General features: G+C 47.6%; 20 protein-coding genes. 2 read left to right on the top strand and 18 right to left on the bottom strand.

Going from position 1 to position 18390, the window contains the following annotated elements:
• Positions 1-14: 14 nt before the first annotated feature.
• Both purU and F4V51_RS06745 read right to left on the bottom strand, forming a co-directional pair.
• Positions 15-908: a formyltetrahydrofolate deformylase gene (gene purU, locus F4V51_RS06750; RefSeq protein ID WP_127538223.1), complete on the bottom strand. Its 894-nt coding sequence runs from the start codon at positions 906-908 to the stop codon at positions 15-17.
• Between the two features lie 22 nt (positions 909-930).
• A complete protein-coding gene (locus F4V51_RS06745) occupies positions 931-2058 on the bottom strand; it encodes a deoxyribonuclease IV (protein ID WP_153980592.1) in 1128 nt (375 codons plus the stop codon).
• Positions 2059-2225: 167 nt separating this feature from the next.
• Between F4V51_RS06745 and F4V51_RS06740 the strand changes: the two genes are divergently transcribed.
• On the top strand, positions 2226-2696 hold the full coding sequence (locus F4V51_RS06740) for a DUF2621 domain-containing protein (protein ID WP_095360610.1): 471 nt from the start codon (positions 2226-2228) through the stop codon (positions 2694-2696).
• A gap of 148 nt (positions 2697-2844) precedes the next feature.
• Positions 2845-3756: a TIGR01777 family oxidoreductase gene (locus F4V51_RS06735; protein WP_153977372.1), complete on the top strand. Its 912-nt coding sequence runs from the start codon at positions 2845-2847 to the stop codon at positions 3754-3756.
• On the opposite strand, the gene F4V51_RS06730 is transcribed toward F4V51_RS06735, so the two are convergent.
• The 16 genes from F4V51_RS06730 to F4V51_RS06655 form a co-directional block, all read right to left on the bottom strand.
• A complete protein-coding gene (locus F4V51_RS06730; protein ID WP_153977371.1) occupies positions 3745-5550 on the bottom strand; it encodes a DUF6382 and FHA domain-containing protein in 1806 nt (601 codons plus the stop codon). The two genes, F4V51_RS06735 and F4V51_RS06730, sit on opposite strands and share 12 nt — an antisense overlap.
• Positions 5551-5605: 55 nt before the next feature.
• Positions 5606-6118, bottom strand: a complete 513-nt coding sequence (locus F4V51_RS06725; RefSeq protein WP_153980591.1) for an A24 family peptidase — start codon at positions 6116-6118, stop codon at positions 5606-5608.
• 19 nt (positions 6119-6137) lie between these two features.
• Entirely contained in the window at positions 6138-7169 is a 1032-nt protein-coding gene (locus F4V51_RS06720; RefSeq protein ID WP_153977370.1) for a TadE/TadG family type IV pilus assembly protein, read from the bottom strand.
• Positions 7170-7199: 30 nt separating this feature from the next.
• Positions 7200-9428 carry a hypothetical protein gene (locus F4V51_RS06715; RefSeq protein WP_153977369.1) on the bottom strand — a complete coding sequence of 743 codons (2229 nt, stop codon included), beginning with the start codon at positions 9426-9428 and terminating at the stop codon, positions 7200-7202.
• On the bottom strand, positions 9409-10083 hold the full coding sequence (locus tag F4V51_RS06710) for a TadE/TadG family type IV pilus assembly protein (RefSeq protein WP_153977368.1): 675 nt from the start codon (positions 10081-10083) through the stop codon (positions 9409-9411). The genes F4V51_RS06715 and F4V51_RS06710 overlap by 20 nt, the downstream gene beginning before the upstream one ends.
• Positions 10067-10255, bottom strand: a complete 189-nt coding sequence (locus F4V51_RS06705; protein ID WP_095289191.1) for a Flp1 family type IVb pilin — start codon at positions 10253-10255, stop codon at positions 10067-10069. Before F4V51_RS06705 ends, F4V51_RS06710 begins: the two co-directional genes overlap by 17 nt.
• An 11-nt stretch (positions 10256-10266) precedes the next feature.
• Positions 10267-11136 (bottom strand): type II secretion system F family protein, encoded by an 870-nt coding sequence (locus F4V51_RS06700; RefSeq protein ID WP_153977367.1) that lies wholly within the window; start codon positions 11134-11136, stop codon positions 10267-10269.
• Positions 11137-11148: 12 nt separating this feature from the next.
• Positions 11149-11910, bottom strand: a complete 762-nt coding sequence (locus F4V51_RS06695; RefSeq protein ID WP_153977366.1) for a type II secretion system F family protein — start codon at positions 11908-11910, stop codon at positions 11149-11151.
• 21 nt (positions 11911-11931) lie between these two features.
• Positions 11932-13236, bottom strand: coding sequence for a TadA family conjugal transfer-associated ATPase (locus F4V51_RS06690; RefSeq protein ID WP_153980590.1), 1305 nt, complete (start codon positions 13234-13236; stop codon positions 11932-11934).
• Positions 13236-14456 carry a nucleotide-binding protein gene (locus tag F4V51_RS06685; protein WP_153977365.1) on the bottom strand — a complete coding sequence of 407 codons (1221 nt, stop codon included), beginning with the start codon at positions 14454-14456 and terminating at the stop codon, positions 13236-13238. Before F4V51_RS06685 ends, F4V51_RS06690 begins: the two co-directional genes overlap by 1 nt.
• A 181-nt stretch (positions 14457-14637) precedes the next feature.
• The gene (locus F4V51_RS06680) at positions 14638-15021 is read right to left on the bottom strand and encodes a VOC family protein (protein WP_095360620.1); all 384 of its coding nucleotides are present in this window, start codon (positions 15019-15021) and stop codon (positions 14638-14640) included.
• Positions 15022-15255: 234 nt separating this feature from the next.
• Complete coding sequence (locus F4V51_RS06675; protein ID WP_153977364.1) at positions 15256-16119, bottom strand: DUF6612 family protein; 864 nt, start codon at positions 16117-16119, stop codon at positions 15256-15258.
• Positions 16120-16214: 95 nt separating this feature from the next.
• Positions 16215-16637, bottom strand: a complete 423-nt coding sequence (locus tag F4V51_RS06670) for a thiol-disulfide oxidoreductase DCC family protein (RefSeq protein WP_095289183.1) — start codon at positions 16635-16637, stop codon at positions 16215-16217.
• 149 nt (positions 16638-16786) lie between these two features.
• Positions 16787-17065 (bottom strand): hypothetical protein, encoded by a 279-nt coding sequence (locus tag F4V51_RS06665; protein ID WP_095289182.1) that lies wholly within the window; start codon positions 17063-17065, stop codon positions 16787-16789.
• Between the two features lie 150 nt (positions 17066-17215).
• Positions 17216-17461 carry a zinc ribbon domain-containing protein gene (locus tag F4V51_RS06660; RefSeq protein WP_024629326.1) on the bottom strand — a complete coding sequence of 82 codons (246 nt, stop codon included), beginning with the start codon at positions 17459-17461 and terminating at the stop codon, positions 17216-17218.
• Positions 17462-17668: 207 nt separating this feature from the next.
• Entirely contained in the window at positions 17669-18088 is a 420-nt protein-coding gene (locus tag F4V51_RS06655) for an organic hydroperoxide resistance protein (RefSeq protein ID WP_095289181.1), read from the bottom strand.
• Between the last annotated feature and the right edge of the window lie 302 nt (positions 18089-18390).

Here is an 18390-nt window from a genome sequence, read left to right as displayed (position 1 = left end):
ATTAAAGCATCAAGCTAAAATACAACGGTCTTGTTTTCGTGAACCAGAATCCGGTCTTCAACATGCCATTTAACCGCACGTGCAAGTACAACGCGCTCAATGGTACGTCCGATCCGTTTCAATTCGGTGACGTCATCTCCATGGCTTACACGCTGAACGTCCTGCTCGATAATCGGCCCGCCATCCAGTTCTTCGGTCACATAATGCGCTGTTGCTCCGATAATTTTAACACCACGATTATACGCCTGAGCATATGGCTTACCACCGACAAAAGCCGGAAGGAAGGAATGGTGGATATTAATAATCCGATTCCGGTAATGCTCAATAAACATTGGAGAGATAATTTGCATATAACGTGCAAGAATAATGACATCAATATCGTTACCGATGACGTCCAGCTGACGCTGCTCCGCTTCCTTTTTCGTATCAGCCGTTACCGGAATATGATGATAAGGAATGCCGAATGATTCCACGTAATCCTTCATATCCAAGTGGTTGCTTACCACGAGAGCGATATCGGCATCAAGGTCTCCGGCCTGCCATTGCCACAGCAATTCAACCAGACAATGATCTTCCTTGGATACAAAAATAGCCAGTTTCTTCTTGCGGCTAACCGCAGAGAGAGACCACTCCATCTTGAAGCGCTCGGCCACTTCCGCAAAATCAGCTTCCAGCTTGGCCAGACTCGCTGTCAGTTCCGGAAGATCGAATTCAATGCGCATGAAAAACATGCCGCCAGCCGGATCCATGGTGTACTGGTCAGACTGAACAATGTTTGCACCATGCTGGTGCAGGAAATGTGATACGGCAGCTACAATTCCTGGACCATCCGGACAGGAAATAAGCATCCGCGCCCGATCGGCGCGGTTTTTGGAATCAGGACGTGCTTGTTTTGCATGAATCTCCATCGGGCTATTCTTCCTCCTTCAATTAAGCCGTGACCAGCAGTTCTTTTCCTGCAAGCCAGGCGATCAAACGATGATTCAGTTGCTCTTCGTTCAAATGCGGGAACAACGCTGCTTCCGCTACCAGATCATACAACCGCTCCAGCGGTTCACGTGGATCAGCCTTTTTGGCTTTTGCATCATTCTTGAGCAGCGTCCAAACGTCGAGAATATAGGAACGCGAGTCAATCTCTTTCCCGTGGAAGAAGTGCTGCAGCTGCTCTACCTCTGTCAGGAATTCCGGACCAAACCGGCCACTCACATCTCCACGAAGCAATGCAATTTCCACCTCGTACATCGGGCGTTGTGTCTTGGCTTCCTTCCCGATCCAAGGTGTCTCCAAAATAAATGGACGTCCTTGAAGCGCCTCGTGATGAACGATGCGGTTAATCGCTTCAAAACCAATCCAGCCGGAACCAATCGGTGTATGACGGTCCTTGCGTGCACCTACTGCATTCTTACTATCATTAATATGCATTACGGTAATGCGGTCAAGCCCTACTGTGCGATCAAACTGCTCAAGCACACCATCCAGATCATTCACAATATCATAGCCTGCATCATGAATATGGCATGTATCCATACATACCGCGAGACGTTCGTTATGCGTAACCTTCTCCATGATTTGTGCGATCTCTTTGAAGCTGCGGCCCATTTCGGTCCCTTTTCCAGCCATTGTTTCAAGAGCAATCTTCACATCGGTCTCTTTGACACCGTCGAGCACTTCATTGAGCCCTTCGGCAATTCGTCCAATACCATAATGAGCATCCTTATCCGTAAAGGCGCCGGGATGCAGCACAATATTTTTGACACCAATGGCATGCGTGCGGCGGATTTCTTCCTGAAGGAAGCTTACAGCCAGTTCATACGTGTTTTCTTTGTAGGAACCAAGGTTAATAATGTATGGCGCATGGACAACAATATCTTCCATTCCGCCCTCTTGCATGGCAAGCTTGCCTTCCTCGATATACATGGACTCAATAGGCTTGCGGCGCGTATTCTGCGGTGCACCCGTATATATCATAAACGAACTGGAACCGTACGAGGACGCTTCCTTCGTTGCACTCAATAATCCCTTGTCCGAAAAGGACACGTGGGAGCCGATTTTCAGCATCATTGATCCCCCTTTTTCTGAATTATCCCTTATTCTAACGCGATTATCGAAATAAATCTAGAAATGCGCTATAATTCGGGTTACAGGCTATTTTTTACAGCTAATTTGGAACATGGTGGGCGGAATCCGTCTTTCCGTGAAAATCAATGAACCGAGGTGACTCCGCAATGATTTTCGGCTCCTACGCTATGACGTTAGTCAGCAGTTCCCCCAGCAATTGGTTTATGAATACGATCGCATTCTGGACGTTTCTTTTGCTTGGCAGCATGTGTATCGGTGGATTCTTTATGATGCGCAAGTTTTTGAAAGTGCTCCCAAAAGCGGACGGCAAATCCAAACTGGATTGGCAAAATTACTGGGTAGAAACAAGCCGCCACCTGTGGACGGACGAAGCCAAGGCTTTTCTGGATCAACTCGTAGAGCCTGTGCCCGGTCCGTTTCGCGATATCGCCAAACATTCAATTGCAGCAGAGATTGGTAAAATTGCTGTTGAAAACAAGGCAACCGAGGTGTCCCGAGATCACTGCATCAAAGGATACATTATAGCCACACCGAAGCGTGATAATAAGTTTTTGGTCAAATTTTTGGAGAAAAACCAAATTGATTACTCGCCTTATAAACATCTGATGAATAAATAAAAGAAGTTTCCATTATGGACGGAATCGCATACTCAACTCCAACACACGAGCTCCATCAGGTAAGTCATTTGCAGTCAGGCATTACTTACCGCCGGGGCTGTTTGTTGATCCGCCATATAAGAAATTCACAATACAGGAGGGCTGAAGCATGAAAATCGCCATATGTGGAGGAACAGGTTTTGTAGGAAGTGCACTTGTGGATTACTGGCTGCAAGCAGGTCATCAGGTTCAGATTATCACGCGCAAACTGCCTGATCTTCATGATCCCGGTGAACGCCTTACATATATATCTTGGGAACAGCTTGAAGAAAGGCCTCATCTGCTGGAAGGTTTGGATGCTCTGGTGAACCTTGCCGGGGAAACGCTGAATCAGCGCTGGACGACCAAGGCCAAGCTGGAGATTGTGGAATCGAGAGTAACGACAGTCTCCAAGGTAGCCCGGCTGCTGGCTAAACTTGCACATAAACCGGAGGTTGTCGTGCAGGCATCCGCCATGGCTATATACGGAACCTCTCCGTCGGAGACATTTGATGAAAGTTCCCCGCAAAAATCAATGAACTTTCCGTCCCGGGTTGCCGAGCAATGGGAGATTGCTGCAGATGCCATCCAGAATGTGAGACTGGTCAAAATTCGTGTCAGCCTCGTACTTGGTCATAAAAGAGGAGCCTTTCCGTTAATGAAGCTGCCCTATATGCTTGGTGTAGGTGGCAAAATTGGCAGTGGCAAACAGTGGACGACCTGGATACACATATTGGATATTGTAAGGCTCATTGATTTTACGATACATAATAAGGAAATCTCGGGTCCGGTGAATGCATCCGCTCCGAATCCCGTAACCAATGACGAGTTTGGACGCACAGTTGGCAAGGTCTATCATCGTCCACACTGGTTCCCGGTCCCCGGTTTCCTGATTAAAGCAGTGGTCGGAGAACTCTCTGTTGTATTGCTTCAGGGGCAGCGTGTCATCCCCCAGAAGGCGCTGGATCACGGGTTCGAATTCACCTTCCCAACCTTAACCGATGCCCTGGAAGATTTGAAACATCGCGGATTATCCGACTGAACGGTAGGTATAGACGGATTCTGCCAACATGAAGGTATCCCCGTCTTCCAGCGGATATTCTTTATAAGGTGCAAGAGGCTTCCCCTGCAGAATGGTGCCATTCACAGAACCCAGATCCTTAATGACATAGCCCGATTTGTTTCGGCTCAATTCCACATGAGCACGGGACACACCGGTTGTTGAATCCACCCATTGAACCATCTCTGCCGATCTGCCTATGACAAAAGAGGCTCCCTGTACATCCATCCGCTCATTCCGGTTACTTGCCCCTAAACGGCGTTCCAGATAATAGGATGGTGTTACTGGACCGACGCCCTTTGCTGCTTTCCCAGTCATACTTTGCAGATTTACTGTTGCCTCCGTTCCAGATTCAGTCCGAATCAGCTCAGACGTTGGTGCAGTAATGTGATCAAACTGCTGTTGGATCAGGGGTGATGATTCTGATTCTGGTTCGGTATGTAATTGTTGAAAGCGGGAATTCAGAGTTGTACTGGCAATACTCGCATATCCCTGTGCAGGTGGGTTATTGTCAGTTTTCGGCTCTGATTGGTTCCAGCGCCAGCTCTCCTGATATAGTTCTTCTGATTCCTCTTCATTTTCAGTTCGCTTATGACCTAATTTAAGAAATGAAGCTTGATCAATCCTTTTGAGCCCTGCCGCTTTGGATATACCGAATTTCCCTTTGCTAATCCACGCCCAGCAAGCAACCGCAAGTAAGGCAACACTTAGAACGATGGATATTATCATAGGTGTCTGACCGGGCTGCTCCATATATGCGAATCTCCATACCAGGGCTATACCGACCATGCAAATAAGAATAATATACGTCACTTTCGATGTCCCCGTCTTTTGTTCCATTTCCATGTTCTCATCAAATGAAGCTTCGTTAGAATTGTTCACCTCTGGGTCCGTCCTGTCTGTAAAAGGAGATGAGACTCCTCTAGAAGAACGTGTGCTCAGGAAGTTTGGACTTAACCTGTTACTGTTTGCCCCTTCCTGCTCCAATACTTGATCCGGCTGTTGACGTGAATTGGAGTAAGTTTCAGCCCGCATGTTGTCTTGGTCAGGCTTCGATCGGTCATGTTGTCTATGTAAACGTGGCAATTGTGCAAACTCAGATTCAGATTGAACATAAGCAGAACGTTCGTTCACATTCCCATTCTCTCTTGATTCGTTCACACGAGAAGACAAAAATGTAGAGCTACCGGGTCCTGCTTGTTCATCCGCGTATAGTTCCAGTAACAATTCCCGCAGCTGTCCAACATCCCACCGTTCGTCATCACATAGCTGCAGAACCCGCTGAATGCCTTCACCCTGCAACTCCTGCACATGAGCCATCAGCCGGATGACCAGTTCACGGAATTGCCCCGGGGTAGGATCCACAACTACTGAATCCTGAATCGGTACATAAACCATGCCCAGCTCCCCTTGTTCCAGTGAACCTTTTACAAATATGCTCTCTTCCTGCAGCATCAGCTTACGGGGTTCGAGCATGTATTGACGGCATTCCGTGAAGGTGTCTGCGAGTTGAAACAATAGACCGTACAGCACACGCAGTTTAATTTTGCCTGCCTTTAGGAACTGGGATAACATTTTATACCCGGAAATATCATATTGAAGAGTCACATTGCGATCCATCTCACGAATGTGGAGTGGAAGCAGGCGAGGAATATCATTTGAGGACATCATCCCCGTCTGTACACGGCTTAATTCATCCATCCGTAATCCTTCGGCTTTTTCCAGAACCATAAATGCTCCGCCGTTCCGTATAAAGTCTTTCGTTAATCCATACATGCCAATCCTCTCTTTCCGGTGTAAATTCAACTTCAACTTTCTTTCTTGTATTGATCTATGAAATCATATAAACATAGGCACTGATAAAACCTGGCAGTACAGCGAGCATAAACGGGAACTTCAGCGTTTTCTCCTTGCTGACCAGTTTGAGTGAACCGAGCATGAAAAAGCCTGCAAGCCCACCGGCCATGTTACGAATCCGTTTGGCTGAATCCCTCCGGAATAACAGAATAATTAAACCGATTGCGCCGGCATATAGAACGGAATACACAACAACGTGAATTCCAAAAGAAATGCCTGTCCATGCTCCAATCCCGCCAAACAGTTTTACATCTCCAGCTCCTACTGCTCCGATCGCGTACATCACTAGCAAAATGCCAAAACAGGCTGTAAACCCGGCGGCAGAGAAGATCAAGCCTTCCCATCCATCCCATATCCCATGGGCCAGCACACCCAGAGCGGTTACAGGCAACGTCAGCCGATTTGGAATTTTCATAGACCGCACATCGGTTACAAAGGCAATCAGCACGTATAGGCCACAAGCTGCAATGAACCATTCCACCCCCATCACTCCTCTATCCATGTCACTATTTTCTTGATGCTACATTAAACTCTGTTGTTGTCTTGCTGCCATCCGCAGTCTCCACTACAAATGTCCAGGTCCCTTCCGTCGTGCGAGTACCTACAAACCAGTTCCACTCGATCACGCCATTCTCATCGGCTGTAGCCCAGCCAATATGCTTCGCTGTACTTTCTCCCGACTTATAAAATATGGTTAGGTTTGCAGTGGCCCCTGGTTCCACCTGAACCTTGATTGTTGCATTATTCCCTATGTAGGCAGGCTCTGGCTTGGATAACACGGTTATTGAACCTGCAGCGTCTCCATCGCCCTCATTACTATTAGAACCCTCTCCCGTATCTCCGATCCATATGCGCTCAGCGGCAGCAGCCTGAATCCGTAGTGGTTTCCCGAGGAAAGGCACTTTAATCGGCAGTTCATAACTGAGCTCCAGCCTGAAATACGGATTCGTTTTGTTCTTGAGATCCGGCACAGATATCCCGTTAACATGTATACGCTCCATATCCAGCAATTCCGGATCTATAAAAGGTTGAAGCAAGGGTTTTATAGCTGGATCAAGTACAGTCTCGATAACGGAAGTCTTAATCTCCTGCAAGGGCTGCTCCCCACTGGCTGCTGCCGCACGCACCCAATTACTTAGCGGATCCGGCAGAGACGAAGCATACTCTTCAGCCCATTCCGTAAGAGACAACTCTGGTATGCTCCAGCCGCTTCCCTTCTCTCCACCACCAGCGGAATCCGATGGAGTGAAGACAAGCGAGACTGGATAGATTTTGGTGGAGAGCTGCTTTACGGCTTCGCCCGCTGTGCTTTGCAGGGCTGTCGAGATCAGTGTCATTTGTACGATGTAGACAAGGAACATGACAAAGAACAGAAACACAGGCAGAACGAGCGAAGCTTCCAATACGATGCTTCCCTGTTCCTTTTTCGAAGAGCTTGCCTGCTTCGGCAGAGATTTCAATTGTTCCATTTTGCGCAACCGTGTTAATCGAAGCAGCCATCGCGCATATTCTTTTGGGTATAGCTCCTGCTTCTCCATAATCCCTCCACCTGAAAAGGTACGGCTTATTCAATAGGAATAGTCCGTCCTCCGGTCTATGAATAATCGCCCATCTTCAACCTGGTCTGCATTCCCCATAACTGCACCTATACTTTTGATCACCCCTGGCAAAAACCATAACTTCACACTGCTGCGTATGTTCCCTGATGCATACGTTTGTTTTTCATCAGGATTAACGCCTGTATTCAGCCGAATCAATGCCAGCATTCTGGACATTTTCCGTTCATTGTTACTGTGCATTAAAAGGAATAGTCTTAGATGGTCCCTGTATGTAAGCTTAACCTTGATAAATTTGGACAACTCCACACTGCCCTCTTTAGAGAGCTTCACCATATCCGCTATGGCGTGGGTAATTCCGTATAAAATTGCAGCCGATAACACCAGAAGGGGATTACCGAGTTTACTGTTCTCAATTAATCCTTCTGCGGTTCGAATCGCCAAACGCATACCAAATATCTCTGCGTATGCAGCCGCAATGTTGCCTGAAGGATTGTGAAACCCGTAAATGATATATTCCAGCTCCTGATTCTCCAGTTTGAAGACCTCACTCGAATTCCCGCTCCCTTCAGTCCAATCGAGCAGCTGCCCAAAATCCATGGAATTGAAATAAGCGAGTGCGTATTCATTCTGGAATAATTCATCCCCGAGACTATCCAGCAGGCCAGACATCCCGCCAAATAAACTGTCCATTCCATTCATGGCGTCACCGCCTGAATCATAAGGATCGCCTGCAATCTCCGCCTTTTTGGACTCCTCCCGGCTAGCCTGGTTAAATGCAATGTTGGCATTATAATATTGCTCCAACTGCTTGAATGCTTCCGTTGATCCGGAATGTCCATTTTCAATCTGTGACAATATGCGCTTTAAGTCCTTTAATTTTGCCTTGGACTCCTTATCGTTGGCCTTGCGCTGCGCATCAGATCCCCGACCTTCCTCAAGCAGCTGTTTGCTCTGAAGAATGACATTGGAGGCACCACTTCGTACATAAGAGTCCATGTATCGTTCTGTGACCTGACTTGCCTGTCTCACAGCAGGCTTAACAGGCACACCGCTCTGACCCGTCACATTGCGAAGCTGTGTATTCAGGTCAAGGCTGTCTTTTCTAACCTGATTAAAGTCTGAGGTTTGGGAGCGGATCTGTTCTTTTAACTGATCAAACAATGCATCGGCTCTCACCAACTCAGAGGCAAGTGATCGTGTATCTTTGGCTTCGCTGCCTGATCCGGTAGATGGTGGACTCTGCCCAGGGAGGTTTGAATTCCCGACTTTTTCATAACTCGCATTCTGCGAACGGCTCTCCCCTTCAGCGATCACCCGCTTCATTTCCTCGTTAAGATTACGCGCTTCATCAATCAGAGTGTGTGCTGCCTCAAGCTTCGTCTGATGCACCTGTTGTGCCGGCTGCAGAACCATACTTATACCGGTGACCACATTACCAACGCCTGTCCGGTAACGAGCCAGCTCCAGGATATACTGCTGCTGGTTGAATGGTAGTCCTTCATCTGCTTGTTTCTTGCTTAGATAATCCGTATAACGTGCTGCGATCTCGGCAGCAGTCTCCGGCGTTTCTTCCATCATTTCATCGTAAATGGCAGGTGAGGGAGGGCTCATGATCTGGGCAGGGAGGTCTTTCAATGTATTGGCTGAATCGGTCTGATTGGCTATCGCCTCATCCAGCAAATCCTCACGCTTGTCATATAGCTTCTGTAATTTTTTGAGCAAGTCTACGGTATGCGCGGCTTCTTTCATTTCCTCCGACATTGGCTTGAAGCGATTCACCACCTCTAACGTAAAATCAACCGGAGCCCGATATTTCATGTCCTCCTGAATCTGGCGATTGAAAATATCATACCTGCCCAATTCCCGTTCCATGCTCAGGGTGCTTGTATCCCACTGTATATCCAGAATGGGGAATCCGTCCTTCACAGCCGATGGCTTCACACTATCATTCAGCACCTTGGCCATAATGGCTTCACCACTGCTATCTCCATAACCAAACAAGCCATACTCCCGGAGTGAAGTGTCGTATGCAGACATCACCGATCTCAACGCTGCATGAGCCATGCGTTCTGACTGAACTTTGAAGGCGGCTATTCGGGCATAATCGATGAATACCGCGACAAACATGTAGATTCCCGCCAGGATTAAGATCAAGAACAGGGTCACAGCACCTGATTCACCGTCTTTTTTTCTGAACAGCGCTGTTCTCCTCCTCTCTCTACTTTTTGGCTTTGCCAAAATGCTGCAGGACCTGTCCTGCTTCAGCTGCTGTACCGGTTGCCACGCCGCCTTTCCCTTTGAATTTGGCAGCATAATAACTTACCAGATCCACCGTTCGGATAAATTCCGCCGGCTCGACAACCGCTGATGAACCTTGTGTCAGAACACGGTTACCCGAATCAAACAAAAAAGAAGGAAGAGGCAAAGAAATAACCTGCTCCAGCTTGGTCGTAACCTTTCGCTGTATCAAGGAGTTCTGATACTCAATCGTTCCACGCATCCCACCTGGCATGTTCTGAACGGCTTGGGATAACTTCTGTTCAGTCAAACTCCCACCTTCACTAGCAGGCACGGGAACACTAATCTGATTATCCGCACCAGCCCAGCCAAACAGTGCTCCGAGCAATCGGTCATCCGTTAATCTCCAGTAGAGATTGTCATGTTCGCCTGCCGCTACTTCACCTGTCATGGCCTGCTTGTGACTGTTATCCCAACTGTAGGCGGCTCGTTCCGATGCAGCATAGGCATGCTGGTTCAAAAAGGTTTTTTGATACATGTACATCGTGAAAAACAGAATTAACACGAGAATGAACAGCACCACCGGGAAGACCAGGGAAGCCTCGATCGTGAAGCTTCCATCTTCCCTTTTGAATCGTTTACTCAAAGAATTCATCACTCTTCTTGCTAACTTGACCAAGTAAACGAGTTACCAGGGTTTTAATTTGATCTTTGAAAATCAAGGCGATAATAATGATGACGCCAATAATCAGAATTAGCTCCAGCGTACCCAGACCGTCCTCTTCGTTCCAAAATGTACTTGCTTTGCTTTTCAATATCTCCTGCATTTCCATTCCTCCTACATATTCATCATCATAAAAGCAGGTGCTCCGATCATAACCACAATCGTAAAAAAGATCAGAACCATCGGAAACACCAGTTTGGAAGATGCCTGTTCTCCCTTTGCCCGACTGACAGCCTTGCGTTTCTCCCACAACACATGGGACAGATCCCGCAGCGCGAGTACAAAGTCACCTCCCCCACGGCGGAAATTCAGCAGAACTGTCGTCGTAAAAATCGTAACTTCCTGCACACCACAGCGGCGGCTGAACTGTTCAAACGACTGTTGAAAAGAATACCCGTTATTCCAATCACCGACTGTTTTTCGCAGCTCGTTGTAGAGCGGATGGTCACGCTCCCCTTGACTTGCAACACAGTGAACGATAGCCCTTTGGACGGTTTCCCCCGCCCCAACAAGCAGCACAATCCGGTTTAACAGCTCGGGCAGCTCCATAAGAATATCCTGGTCTCTTCGCTGTACCTTGGTATGAAGATCTTTATAGAGCGCAAAAGGCAGTGCAACGGCTAGGGCAAGCCCACCTAACAGACCTCCGTTTCCGATATCGCCAACGAGTGACAGCAGACAGCCCACTAGCAGCATCAGCCAGGCATACGTCAGCATTTCAGCACTATAGAGCATCGTTTTCTCTCCGCTGTGCTGGATGCCGTGCATTTTCTGGATGGCATGCTGCATGCGGTACATCAGCACAGGCAATCTTCGGCCTACCTCATATCTGTCCAGTAAAAACAGAAAGGGTCCATGCAGTTTGTTCAGACGCAAGCCTTCCATATGAAGTTGGCGCAGATGGCGGTAGGTTTGTCCTCGCGTTCGATCCAGCACCAGCCACCCTGCTCCGAGCACCCCTCCGAATATAACGGGAAGCAGCATCGAATCAGCTCCTTATACTTTGATATCCATAATGCGTGTAATCCACAGATAACAGCAGGCGAGCAATACCAAAGCCACGCTGGAGATCAGATATCCCATACCGCTATACAGTGGTTCCATGAAATCCTTGGCCGTCAAATTCAAAAAAATAAGAAAAATAAAAGGCGCGGCAAACATCGCCTTGGACTCAAACCTTTTCTGTGCCACAGCGACCATGATATCCTGCTGGATGTCCAGCTTCTCGCCAATCACAGCAGAGGTTCGGCGAACCACCTCGACCAGGTCTCCACCCGTCCGCTTGCACGTGATGAATACGTCTGCAAAATTCGTTATATCCTCGATGCCAGCCCGGTCAGAAAAGTCCTGCAGCGCCTCCTCAATCGGTTGACCATATTCCATTCTTGTCCGCAAAATAGTGAACTCCCGAATGAGATCGGTATCCGCTTCAGGGTTGAGCATCCGCAGATCTTCTACCGATTCCTTAAATCCATTTTCCACGGATTTCCCCGCAGCCAGTGCGGAGGATAACGCATATAACGCTTGCTTAAAATGTAAACTCAGTGTCATTCTTCTTCGTTCCAGCAGTACCTTTGTCCAGTGTTTTGGCACCCATATGCATCCCGCAGCCAAGATCACCCCTGCCAACCAGTGTTGATAGAACAAAATACCCACACCGAAAAATAGCAGTCCACTAATCAACATGCAGACGGTTCGTTGTCTACCGGATAGCCTGTATACGGTATAATCCGTTAACACCTGTCTGGACTCACCCAACCTAATCACCTTCTAACCGCTTCAATTTACCCTGTTATCCGAATCCTCTAACTCATTATGGTACCGATCTATGTATTCGCTCAGCCACTCTCCAAGCCCGGCCATTTGGATTTTCTCAACCTGCTTCAACTTTCCGACCTGTACCAACCCTCCAATGATCCTACCTTCCCTTTCATCCCGCTCCTGGAAACGAAAGAGCGGGTTCAGCAGTACTTCCCCGTCCTTCATGCCAATGACTTCACTGATTTCCGTCACTCGTCTTGAACGGTCTCTCAGCCGTGATAGATGAACGAAGATATCAATTGCCGAGCTGATCTGCTGCCGCACAACCGAAATCGGAAGCTCGGCCCCGCTGAGTACCATCGTCTCCAATCTGCTGATCATGTCCGAGATGTTATTGGCATGGCCTGTAGATAATGAACCGTCATGACCAGTGTTCATGGCCTGCAGCATATCCAAGGCTTCCGCACCCCGCACTTCTCCGATTACAATGCGGTTGGGTCTCATCCGCAGTGAAGACTTGATCAGATCCCGGATGGAGATCTCACCCTTGCCCTCGGTATTGGCGTTCCGCGTCTCCAGCGACACCAGATTCGGCACCGTGACAATCTGCAGCTCGGCGGAATCTTCAATCGTAATAATTCGTTCATCCGGAGGGATGAACTGTGATAATGCATTCAGAAAGGTCGTTTTCCCTGACCCGGTTCCGCCTCCGATGAAGATATTGAATTTGCTGCGTACCAGCTGCTGCAGCAGCTCTGCTGCCTCCTCATGCAGGGCACCTTTTCCAATAAGGTCCGACATGGTCATCGGTTCACTTGGGAACTTCCGGATCGTCATGGTAGGACCTTTTAGCGCAATCGGCGGCAGCACAATATTGACCCGCGAACCGTCCTTGAGCCGCGCATCCACAATGGGAGAAGACTCATTCACGATCCGGTTCACCCCGGAGACGATCATCTGGATGATATCCTCCAGCCGTTCTCTGGATTCGAATTCGAGCTGAATTTGGCTAACTTCCCCTTCCTGCTCGACAAAGATCTCCCGATGACTATTAATCATAATCTCCGTAATGTCAGGATGATCCACCAGAGGTTGAAGAATATCCAACCCGCGAAACGAATCAAACAGCCTCTGCACCAGCGCATGTCTTTCTCCAGATGTCAGGTCACCCAGTTCCGGATCTGATAACACCTTCCGTTCAATCCCCTGCCACAGCTCCTTGTCCCCCGCTGAAGACGTTAAGTCAAGGCCTGCCCTGACTTCGCGGCGCATATTCTGAAATTGATCTTCACGTTCCAAAACTCTACGGGATGCATCACTCATCATGCCCACCCATCTCCCTTATGGATGCGCCCCGTCTGCTTCAGATCATCCTCTCCGTCCTGTACAAGCATGGCACACAGCCTTTTTACCTCACGCTGAAATATGGGAGAGCTTAGCAGCACTTCCTCCTGGTGAAGCTGCTTCCAGGAAGGAATATAAGGCAGCACTGCATCCAGCTGCAGCTCAGGTCGTGGAACGGCATTGACTACGCTGTCTCGGTATTTGTTTACCACAAAGCGGGCACGATCCAGTACACGTTCAACCAAGTCAGGCTCAGTCCGCTCTGCATGCGCCAGCCATTGGCCCCACCGGTGCATGGCAGACAGGTCATCTTCAACCAGCCATACCAAGGCATCTGCCGCTTTCAAAATGCCTTGACTGCGTTCGTCCCAACCGGAGTCTCCATCCAGAATCAACACGTCATAGTGCCCGGAAGCAGACAAATAATGAACGAGCCCTGTCGTATCTTCACACGACATCTGCAGCAGTTCCTTCCGGTTAGATAAGGGCCAGAACACGTCTGCCTTCAGTCCATCATGACGAAGCACGTAACCATCTATGCCCTTCGAGGGAGCCAGCGTAGTCACCTGCCCGCGCTTGCCCGACTCCTTCCTCCCGACCTTAAGATCATACAGCAGCCTAGACAGCCCGGTTTCGGCATCCGGAACACGCTGTATACTTCGGGATAATCCCTTCTCCAGGAACGGCTGCACGCTATCCAGCGCTTCCAGATTAAGATAGAGTACGGTGTAGCCTGCCAAACCGAGCTGCTTGGCCATATGCAGTGACACTGCTGTCTTGCCGCTTCCTCCCGAAGCTGACACCACTCCAATGGAAAGGGTTTGCTGCCCTGGACGGTGTACCTTTTTGCGACGAGGCTGCCGACTTGCATTCAGAACGGTATCCAACAATGCAGGCAGAGGTTGATATTTCATTAAACGTCTGTCTTCCTCCACCTCCTCATGACCTTCACTGAGAAGCAGCCAAGGCACACCCGGACTTTCACCCATACTTTCCAGCCAGGGATTCAGAAACTCAGGTTCTGCAATAACCAGATCCGGCTGTTCCTGTCCTTCATGTTCATGCATATACTCGTGAAACGATTCCCATTGTGAAAAGGCAGTAAATCGCATTGCTGCACCAAATGAACTCTCCTGAACAAAATCAAGCCAGGCACTGACATACTCCTTGTCTTTTGAAGCAAGTACTGCCTTCAGCACGATCAATTTCTCCTCCCCTCCCTGTAGAAAAGCACAAAAAAACACCGACCATGATCCGCATGTATTATGCAAGATTATGGACGGTGCTTCCGTCACGTGCTATGAATGTATGGATAATATAGCATACAATTTCTGGACGAGCAAGAGATTTATACAATTAACATTCGGATGCTTCCATCCTTTATGAATGATAAGGTGCATCAAATTCAATAATGTTACGATCCGGATCAAGAACGAAAATCTGTGCGAACCCTGCAACACTATCCGGTCTCGCTTCATACTCAATTCCCTGCTGTTCCAGCCAGGCTATCGTTTCGTTGTGACTTTTCACCCAGATGGCAAAGTGACCATCCGTCGTATCAATTCCCGCCTCACGCAGTGTATGTCCTTGCGGGTGCTGGAGCAGATGCAGCTGCTGACTGCCAATCGCGTACCATGTGCCAGTAGAGCGGAAAGGCGGACGTTCAATTTCCTGCATACCTAGCAGTCCGGTATAAAATTGTTTGGCAACATCCAGATCACGCACAGCCAGGCTAACATGATGTATATGAGCATATTCAATCATCGCGTAATTCTCCTTCCAATCATATGATATTGATAAGAAACGTCAACCGCTTACACGACTATACTATACCTTTGTGCTTCCTGACCAGTTGTGGCAAACAGAAAAACACCTTCGATCCAAGCGGGTAACCTCTCTGGGGTCACACAAACTTGAATCAAAGATGTTTTCAAATAGAACCACGTTGCATGGATTCAAAAAAGGACGTTTTTTGCTTGCAGCAAGTTTGAACTTTTCCTATTTCGCGCTGTCCAATGCTTCCTGTGGAATCTCAATCTCTTCTACCTGGTTATGGTTGGAGAAGGTGCTGGTCATCTTCATGTCCATGGTCATTTTCTGGCCTTCCTGCTCCATCTCCATCACCATATTCACGTCGGTACCAACCGGAAGATACGTCTCCTTGTTCACCATATATTTCATTTGCATGCTTGTAATATTCATCTGCTCAAGCATCGCTTGTGTCTGGGCGTCCGTTCCATTCTGCTCCATGACGGATTGAGCCAGTTCCTTCACGTTATCACCAGATACGTCCGCGGTAATGACATAATTGTCGCCCTCTTCGGTGATCTTGGTATCTTCCGCAATTTTATTGAATTGGTCCAATTCTTCTTCAGGGTTCAGGCTTGATTGCATTTGCTCAATCAGCTGCTTCGTTTGATCATCAGGGATTTTAACCCATTGTTCTCCTACCTGCGAATAGATGGCATCGGAAGTAATGTACTGCTTCACATTTTGTGCTTCCTGCCCCGACATTTCCATGTTCATCTCTTGATAGATCATCATCGGATCCTTGATGATGTCCATCTTCATTATTGTTTTTACCTGCTGATCCTGTGACTGTTCGCCAGCCTCCAGCTTCAAATTCTGATCAATGGTTGCATCGCTCGAGAAGCTTTTCAATTCCTTGGCTGCTTCATTCGTTTTGGTAATCAATTCTTCCAGTGTAGGGATCTGTGTTCCCTGCTCTGCAGGTGTATTGCCCTCGTTTGTTGCTTCGTTGCCAGCCGGCGGCGTTACAGTAGTGTTATCCGCATCGTCACCGCATGCTGTCAGGCTTACTGCCAATAATGCCCCGATAATGAATGTCATCCACTTCTTCAACTGTTTGTCCTCCCAAAATAGATGTGATCCGTATTCATTACCCAAATGTTTCCTTTATTAATCATGTTTGTGGTACATGCGTTCTCAAGTACGATTTACAAAAACCGATTCTTGATCTCGGGTGTCGGCAGCATACACGCTTCGTCCTTGCCAAACCACCGGTAACGATTACGAGCCACCCAGTTATATACGGCATTACGAATGAATTTGGGCACAATAATAAAGACATATAATAATGGATACGGAAATTTCAGACCTTTGGCCAGCCGCAGTGCAGCTGTCGAACGTGTATAGTAACGGCCATTTTCGATAAGTACAAACGTATCCATGCTGTCTGTAGACAGATTTCCTTTCTTCAGCAAGTCCTTGGCTACATCGGATTGGAGCGATGCAAAATGATATTTCCCTTCCGGATCACGTTTGATAATCCATTTGGTTAATCCTTGGCAAAAGTGACAAACCCCGTCCACGAGTACAATCGGGTGTCCCTCATGCTCATCCGCTCGAATTGATGTCATAATTGAAGCCTCCTCATTTATGCTGTTAGATTAACTTACCCACTTTTCACCTTCACGTTCGGCTATCCTCCAAATTTATACGACTCAATAGGAATTGAATAGAAAAAGAGCGCAGGCTCTAAAGCCTACGCTCGTATCTGTTTGGGCAATTACTCAGCAATTGCCTTTTCCATCCACTCATCTTCAATCATTTGTTGGTGCAGGTCTCCTGCCCATTGGTCCATGCATTTGCAAATGAAATCTTTGCGGCATACGGGACAAGGCGTTTTCTGCAGACGGCTGATCGCTGTCATCTTCCATTCCGGAGATTTGGAGTAGAATACGCGGCACTGTGTGCCATCTACCAGCTTCATCGTAAATTCATACAATCCGTCATTTTCGTTTTTGCTGGCTACTTGCAATTTTGCAATACGTGGTCTATAAGACATGGATATCACCTGTCAATTCAAATTTGTTTCCTGCATGACTTTTCTCAGTACTAAGTCATATTAAAGAAATTTTAGTTCGATGTCAACTCAGGGAGCACGAACCTCCCAGGTTATTTTGAATTGATTCCATACCCACCAAGTTATGCCACACTATCCGCCGAACAAAATATCCAATATCGTGCCTACCTGCCCCTGCTTTTTGCCTTTCAGTACATCGGGGTCGAATACTTCCACATAACCACAGGAGGAACAGGCTACGAACAAATAATGGTTATGCTGAATATCGAACATTTTGCTAAGACCAGCCCCGGACATGGATACTTCCTTGATGTTGCAATCCGTTCCCCGACATTTCGTACATACAAACCTTCGCTCAATCATCTCTTCAATACTCATTTGCATTCCCCCTTTTTCAGATGCCTGGCATGAAGCAAGAGTATAATTATGTAAAAGAGTACGCGATTAAACCTGCAATCTCCTGCATGTCTTCTGATTTTAAATACAAAACCCTGCCGTTAGCCAGCAGGGCTTGTACCAAACAACAGGTATCCATGATAGCCTGCTTCATTTACCTCTCCCGTTACTTCAGCGGGTTTTTTCGGTTTACACCACGTTCAATACGACATCAATATTCCCGCGAGTCGCTTTGGAATAAGGGCAAAAATCATGAGCTTTGCGAGCCAGATCCTCTGCCTGACTATGATCCACACCCGGCATGCTTACATCCAGCCGCACCGACAACTGGAATCCGTCATCCGCAGGGTCTTTTCCAATGGATACATTACTTGTTACAGTCACATCTTCCAGTTTAACGCCAGCTTTACGTGCCACGTTGGCAAGAGCACTTTCGTAACATGCACCATATCCTGCGGCAAAGAGCTGCTCAGGGTTCGTACCTTCACCGCCGGATCCACCCAGCTCTTTTGGCATTTTCAGATCATGTTTAAGGACTCCATCCGATGAAGTTACCGAACCTGTACGTCCACCTTTGACTGTCGCAGTTGCTGTATATAAAGCTTCCATTAGAATCTCTCCTTTTACACCAATATTTTTGCTGCCTACAATTCAATTTAAACTTCTGGCTCAATTTGAAACGGATTTGGGTTACTTCATCAGCTTCTGCATCTTTGTCTTTTTCATGCATCTGGCTTTCATCAGCATAACGCCACCTATGATATACAGGTAATTTTTTTGAAGTTGGGTAATATACTAAGAGCCTGACTCCACCCGCTTCTCATTTTGTCCATCTACATAAAAGTTGCACTAGACAAAAATTATTGAATGAGTACAATGTAAGTAACAACATATATTTTTAGACATATAAA

It is taken from the genome of Paenibacillus xylanilyticus, from assembly GCF_009664365.1.
In the GTDB taxonomy this organism is placed as follows: Bacteria; Bacillota; Bacilli; order Paenibacillales; family Paenibacillaceae; genus Paenibacillus; species Paenibacillus xylanilyticus_A.
The sequence above is the reverse complement of the archived record's forward strand: the minus strand, read 5'-3'. Positions and strand labels throughout refer to the sequence as shown.

Bases quoted from the DNA above. Each gene is read 5' to 3' on its own strand.
- purU (WP_127538223.1), bottom strand. From the start codon at position 908: ATGGAGATTCATGCAAAACAAGCACGTCCTGATTCCAAAAACCGCGCC.
- F4V51_RS06745 (WP_153980592.1), bottom strand. From the start codon at position 2,058: ATGCTGAAAATCGGCTCCCACGTGTCCTTTTCGGACAAGGGATTATTG.
- F4V51_RS06740 (WP_095360610.1), top strand. From the start codon at position 2,226: ATGATTTTCGGCTCCTACGCTATGACGTTAGTCAGCAGTTCCCCCAGC.
- F4V51_RS06735 (WP_153977372.1), top strand. From the start codon at position 2,845: ATGAAAATCGCCATATGTGGAGGAACAGGTTTTGTAGGAAGTGCACTT.
- F4V51_RS06730 (WP_153977371.1), bottom strand. From the start codon at position 5,550: ATGTATGGATTAACGAAAGACTTTATACGGAACGGCGGAGCATTTATG.
- F4V51_RS06725 (WP_153980591.1), bottom strand. From the start codon at position 6,118: ATGGGGGTGGAATGGTTCATTGCAGCTTGTGGCCTATACGTGCTGATT.
- F4V51_RS06720 (WP_153977370.1), bottom strand. From the start codon at position 7,169: ATGGAGAAGCAGGAGCTATACCCAAAAGAATATGCGCGATGGCTGCTT.
- F4V51_RS06710 (WP_153977368.1), bottom strand. From the start codon at position 10,083: ATGAATTCTTTGAGTAAACGATTCAAAAGGGAAGATGGAAGCTTCACG.
- F4V51_RS06705 (WP_095289191.1), bottom strand. From the start codon at position 10,255: ATGCAGGAGATATTGAAAAGCAAAGCAAGTACATTTTGGAACGAAGAG.
- F4V51_RS06700 (WP_153977367.1), bottom strand. From the start codon at position 11,136: ATGCTGCTTCCCGTTATATTCGGAGGGGTGCTCGGAGCAGGGTGGCTG.
- F4V51_RS06690 (WP_153980590.1), bottom strand. From the start codon at position 13,236: ATGAGTGATGCATCCCGTAGAGTTTTGGAACGTGAAGATCAATTTCAG.
- F4V51_RS06680 (WP_095360620.1), bottom strand. From the start codon at position 15,021: ATGATTGAATATGCTCATATACATCATGTTAGCCTGGCTGTGCGTGAT.
- F4V51_RS06670 (WP_095289183.1), bottom strand. From the start codon at position 16,637: ATGACATCAATTCGAGCGGATGAGCATGAGGGACACCCGATTGTACTC.
- F4V51_RS06665 (WP_095289182.1), bottom strand. From the start codon at position 17,065: ATGTCTTATAGACCACGTATTGCAAAATTGCAAGTAGCCAGCAAAAAC.
- F4V51_RS06660 (WP_024629326.1), bottom strand. From the start codon at position 17,461: ATGAGTATTGAAGAGATGATTGAGCGAAGGTTTGTATGTACGAAATGT.
- F4V51_RS06655 (WP_095289181.1), bottom strand. From the start codon at position 18,088: ATGGAAGCTTTATATACAGCAACTGCGACAGTCAAAGGTGGACGTACA.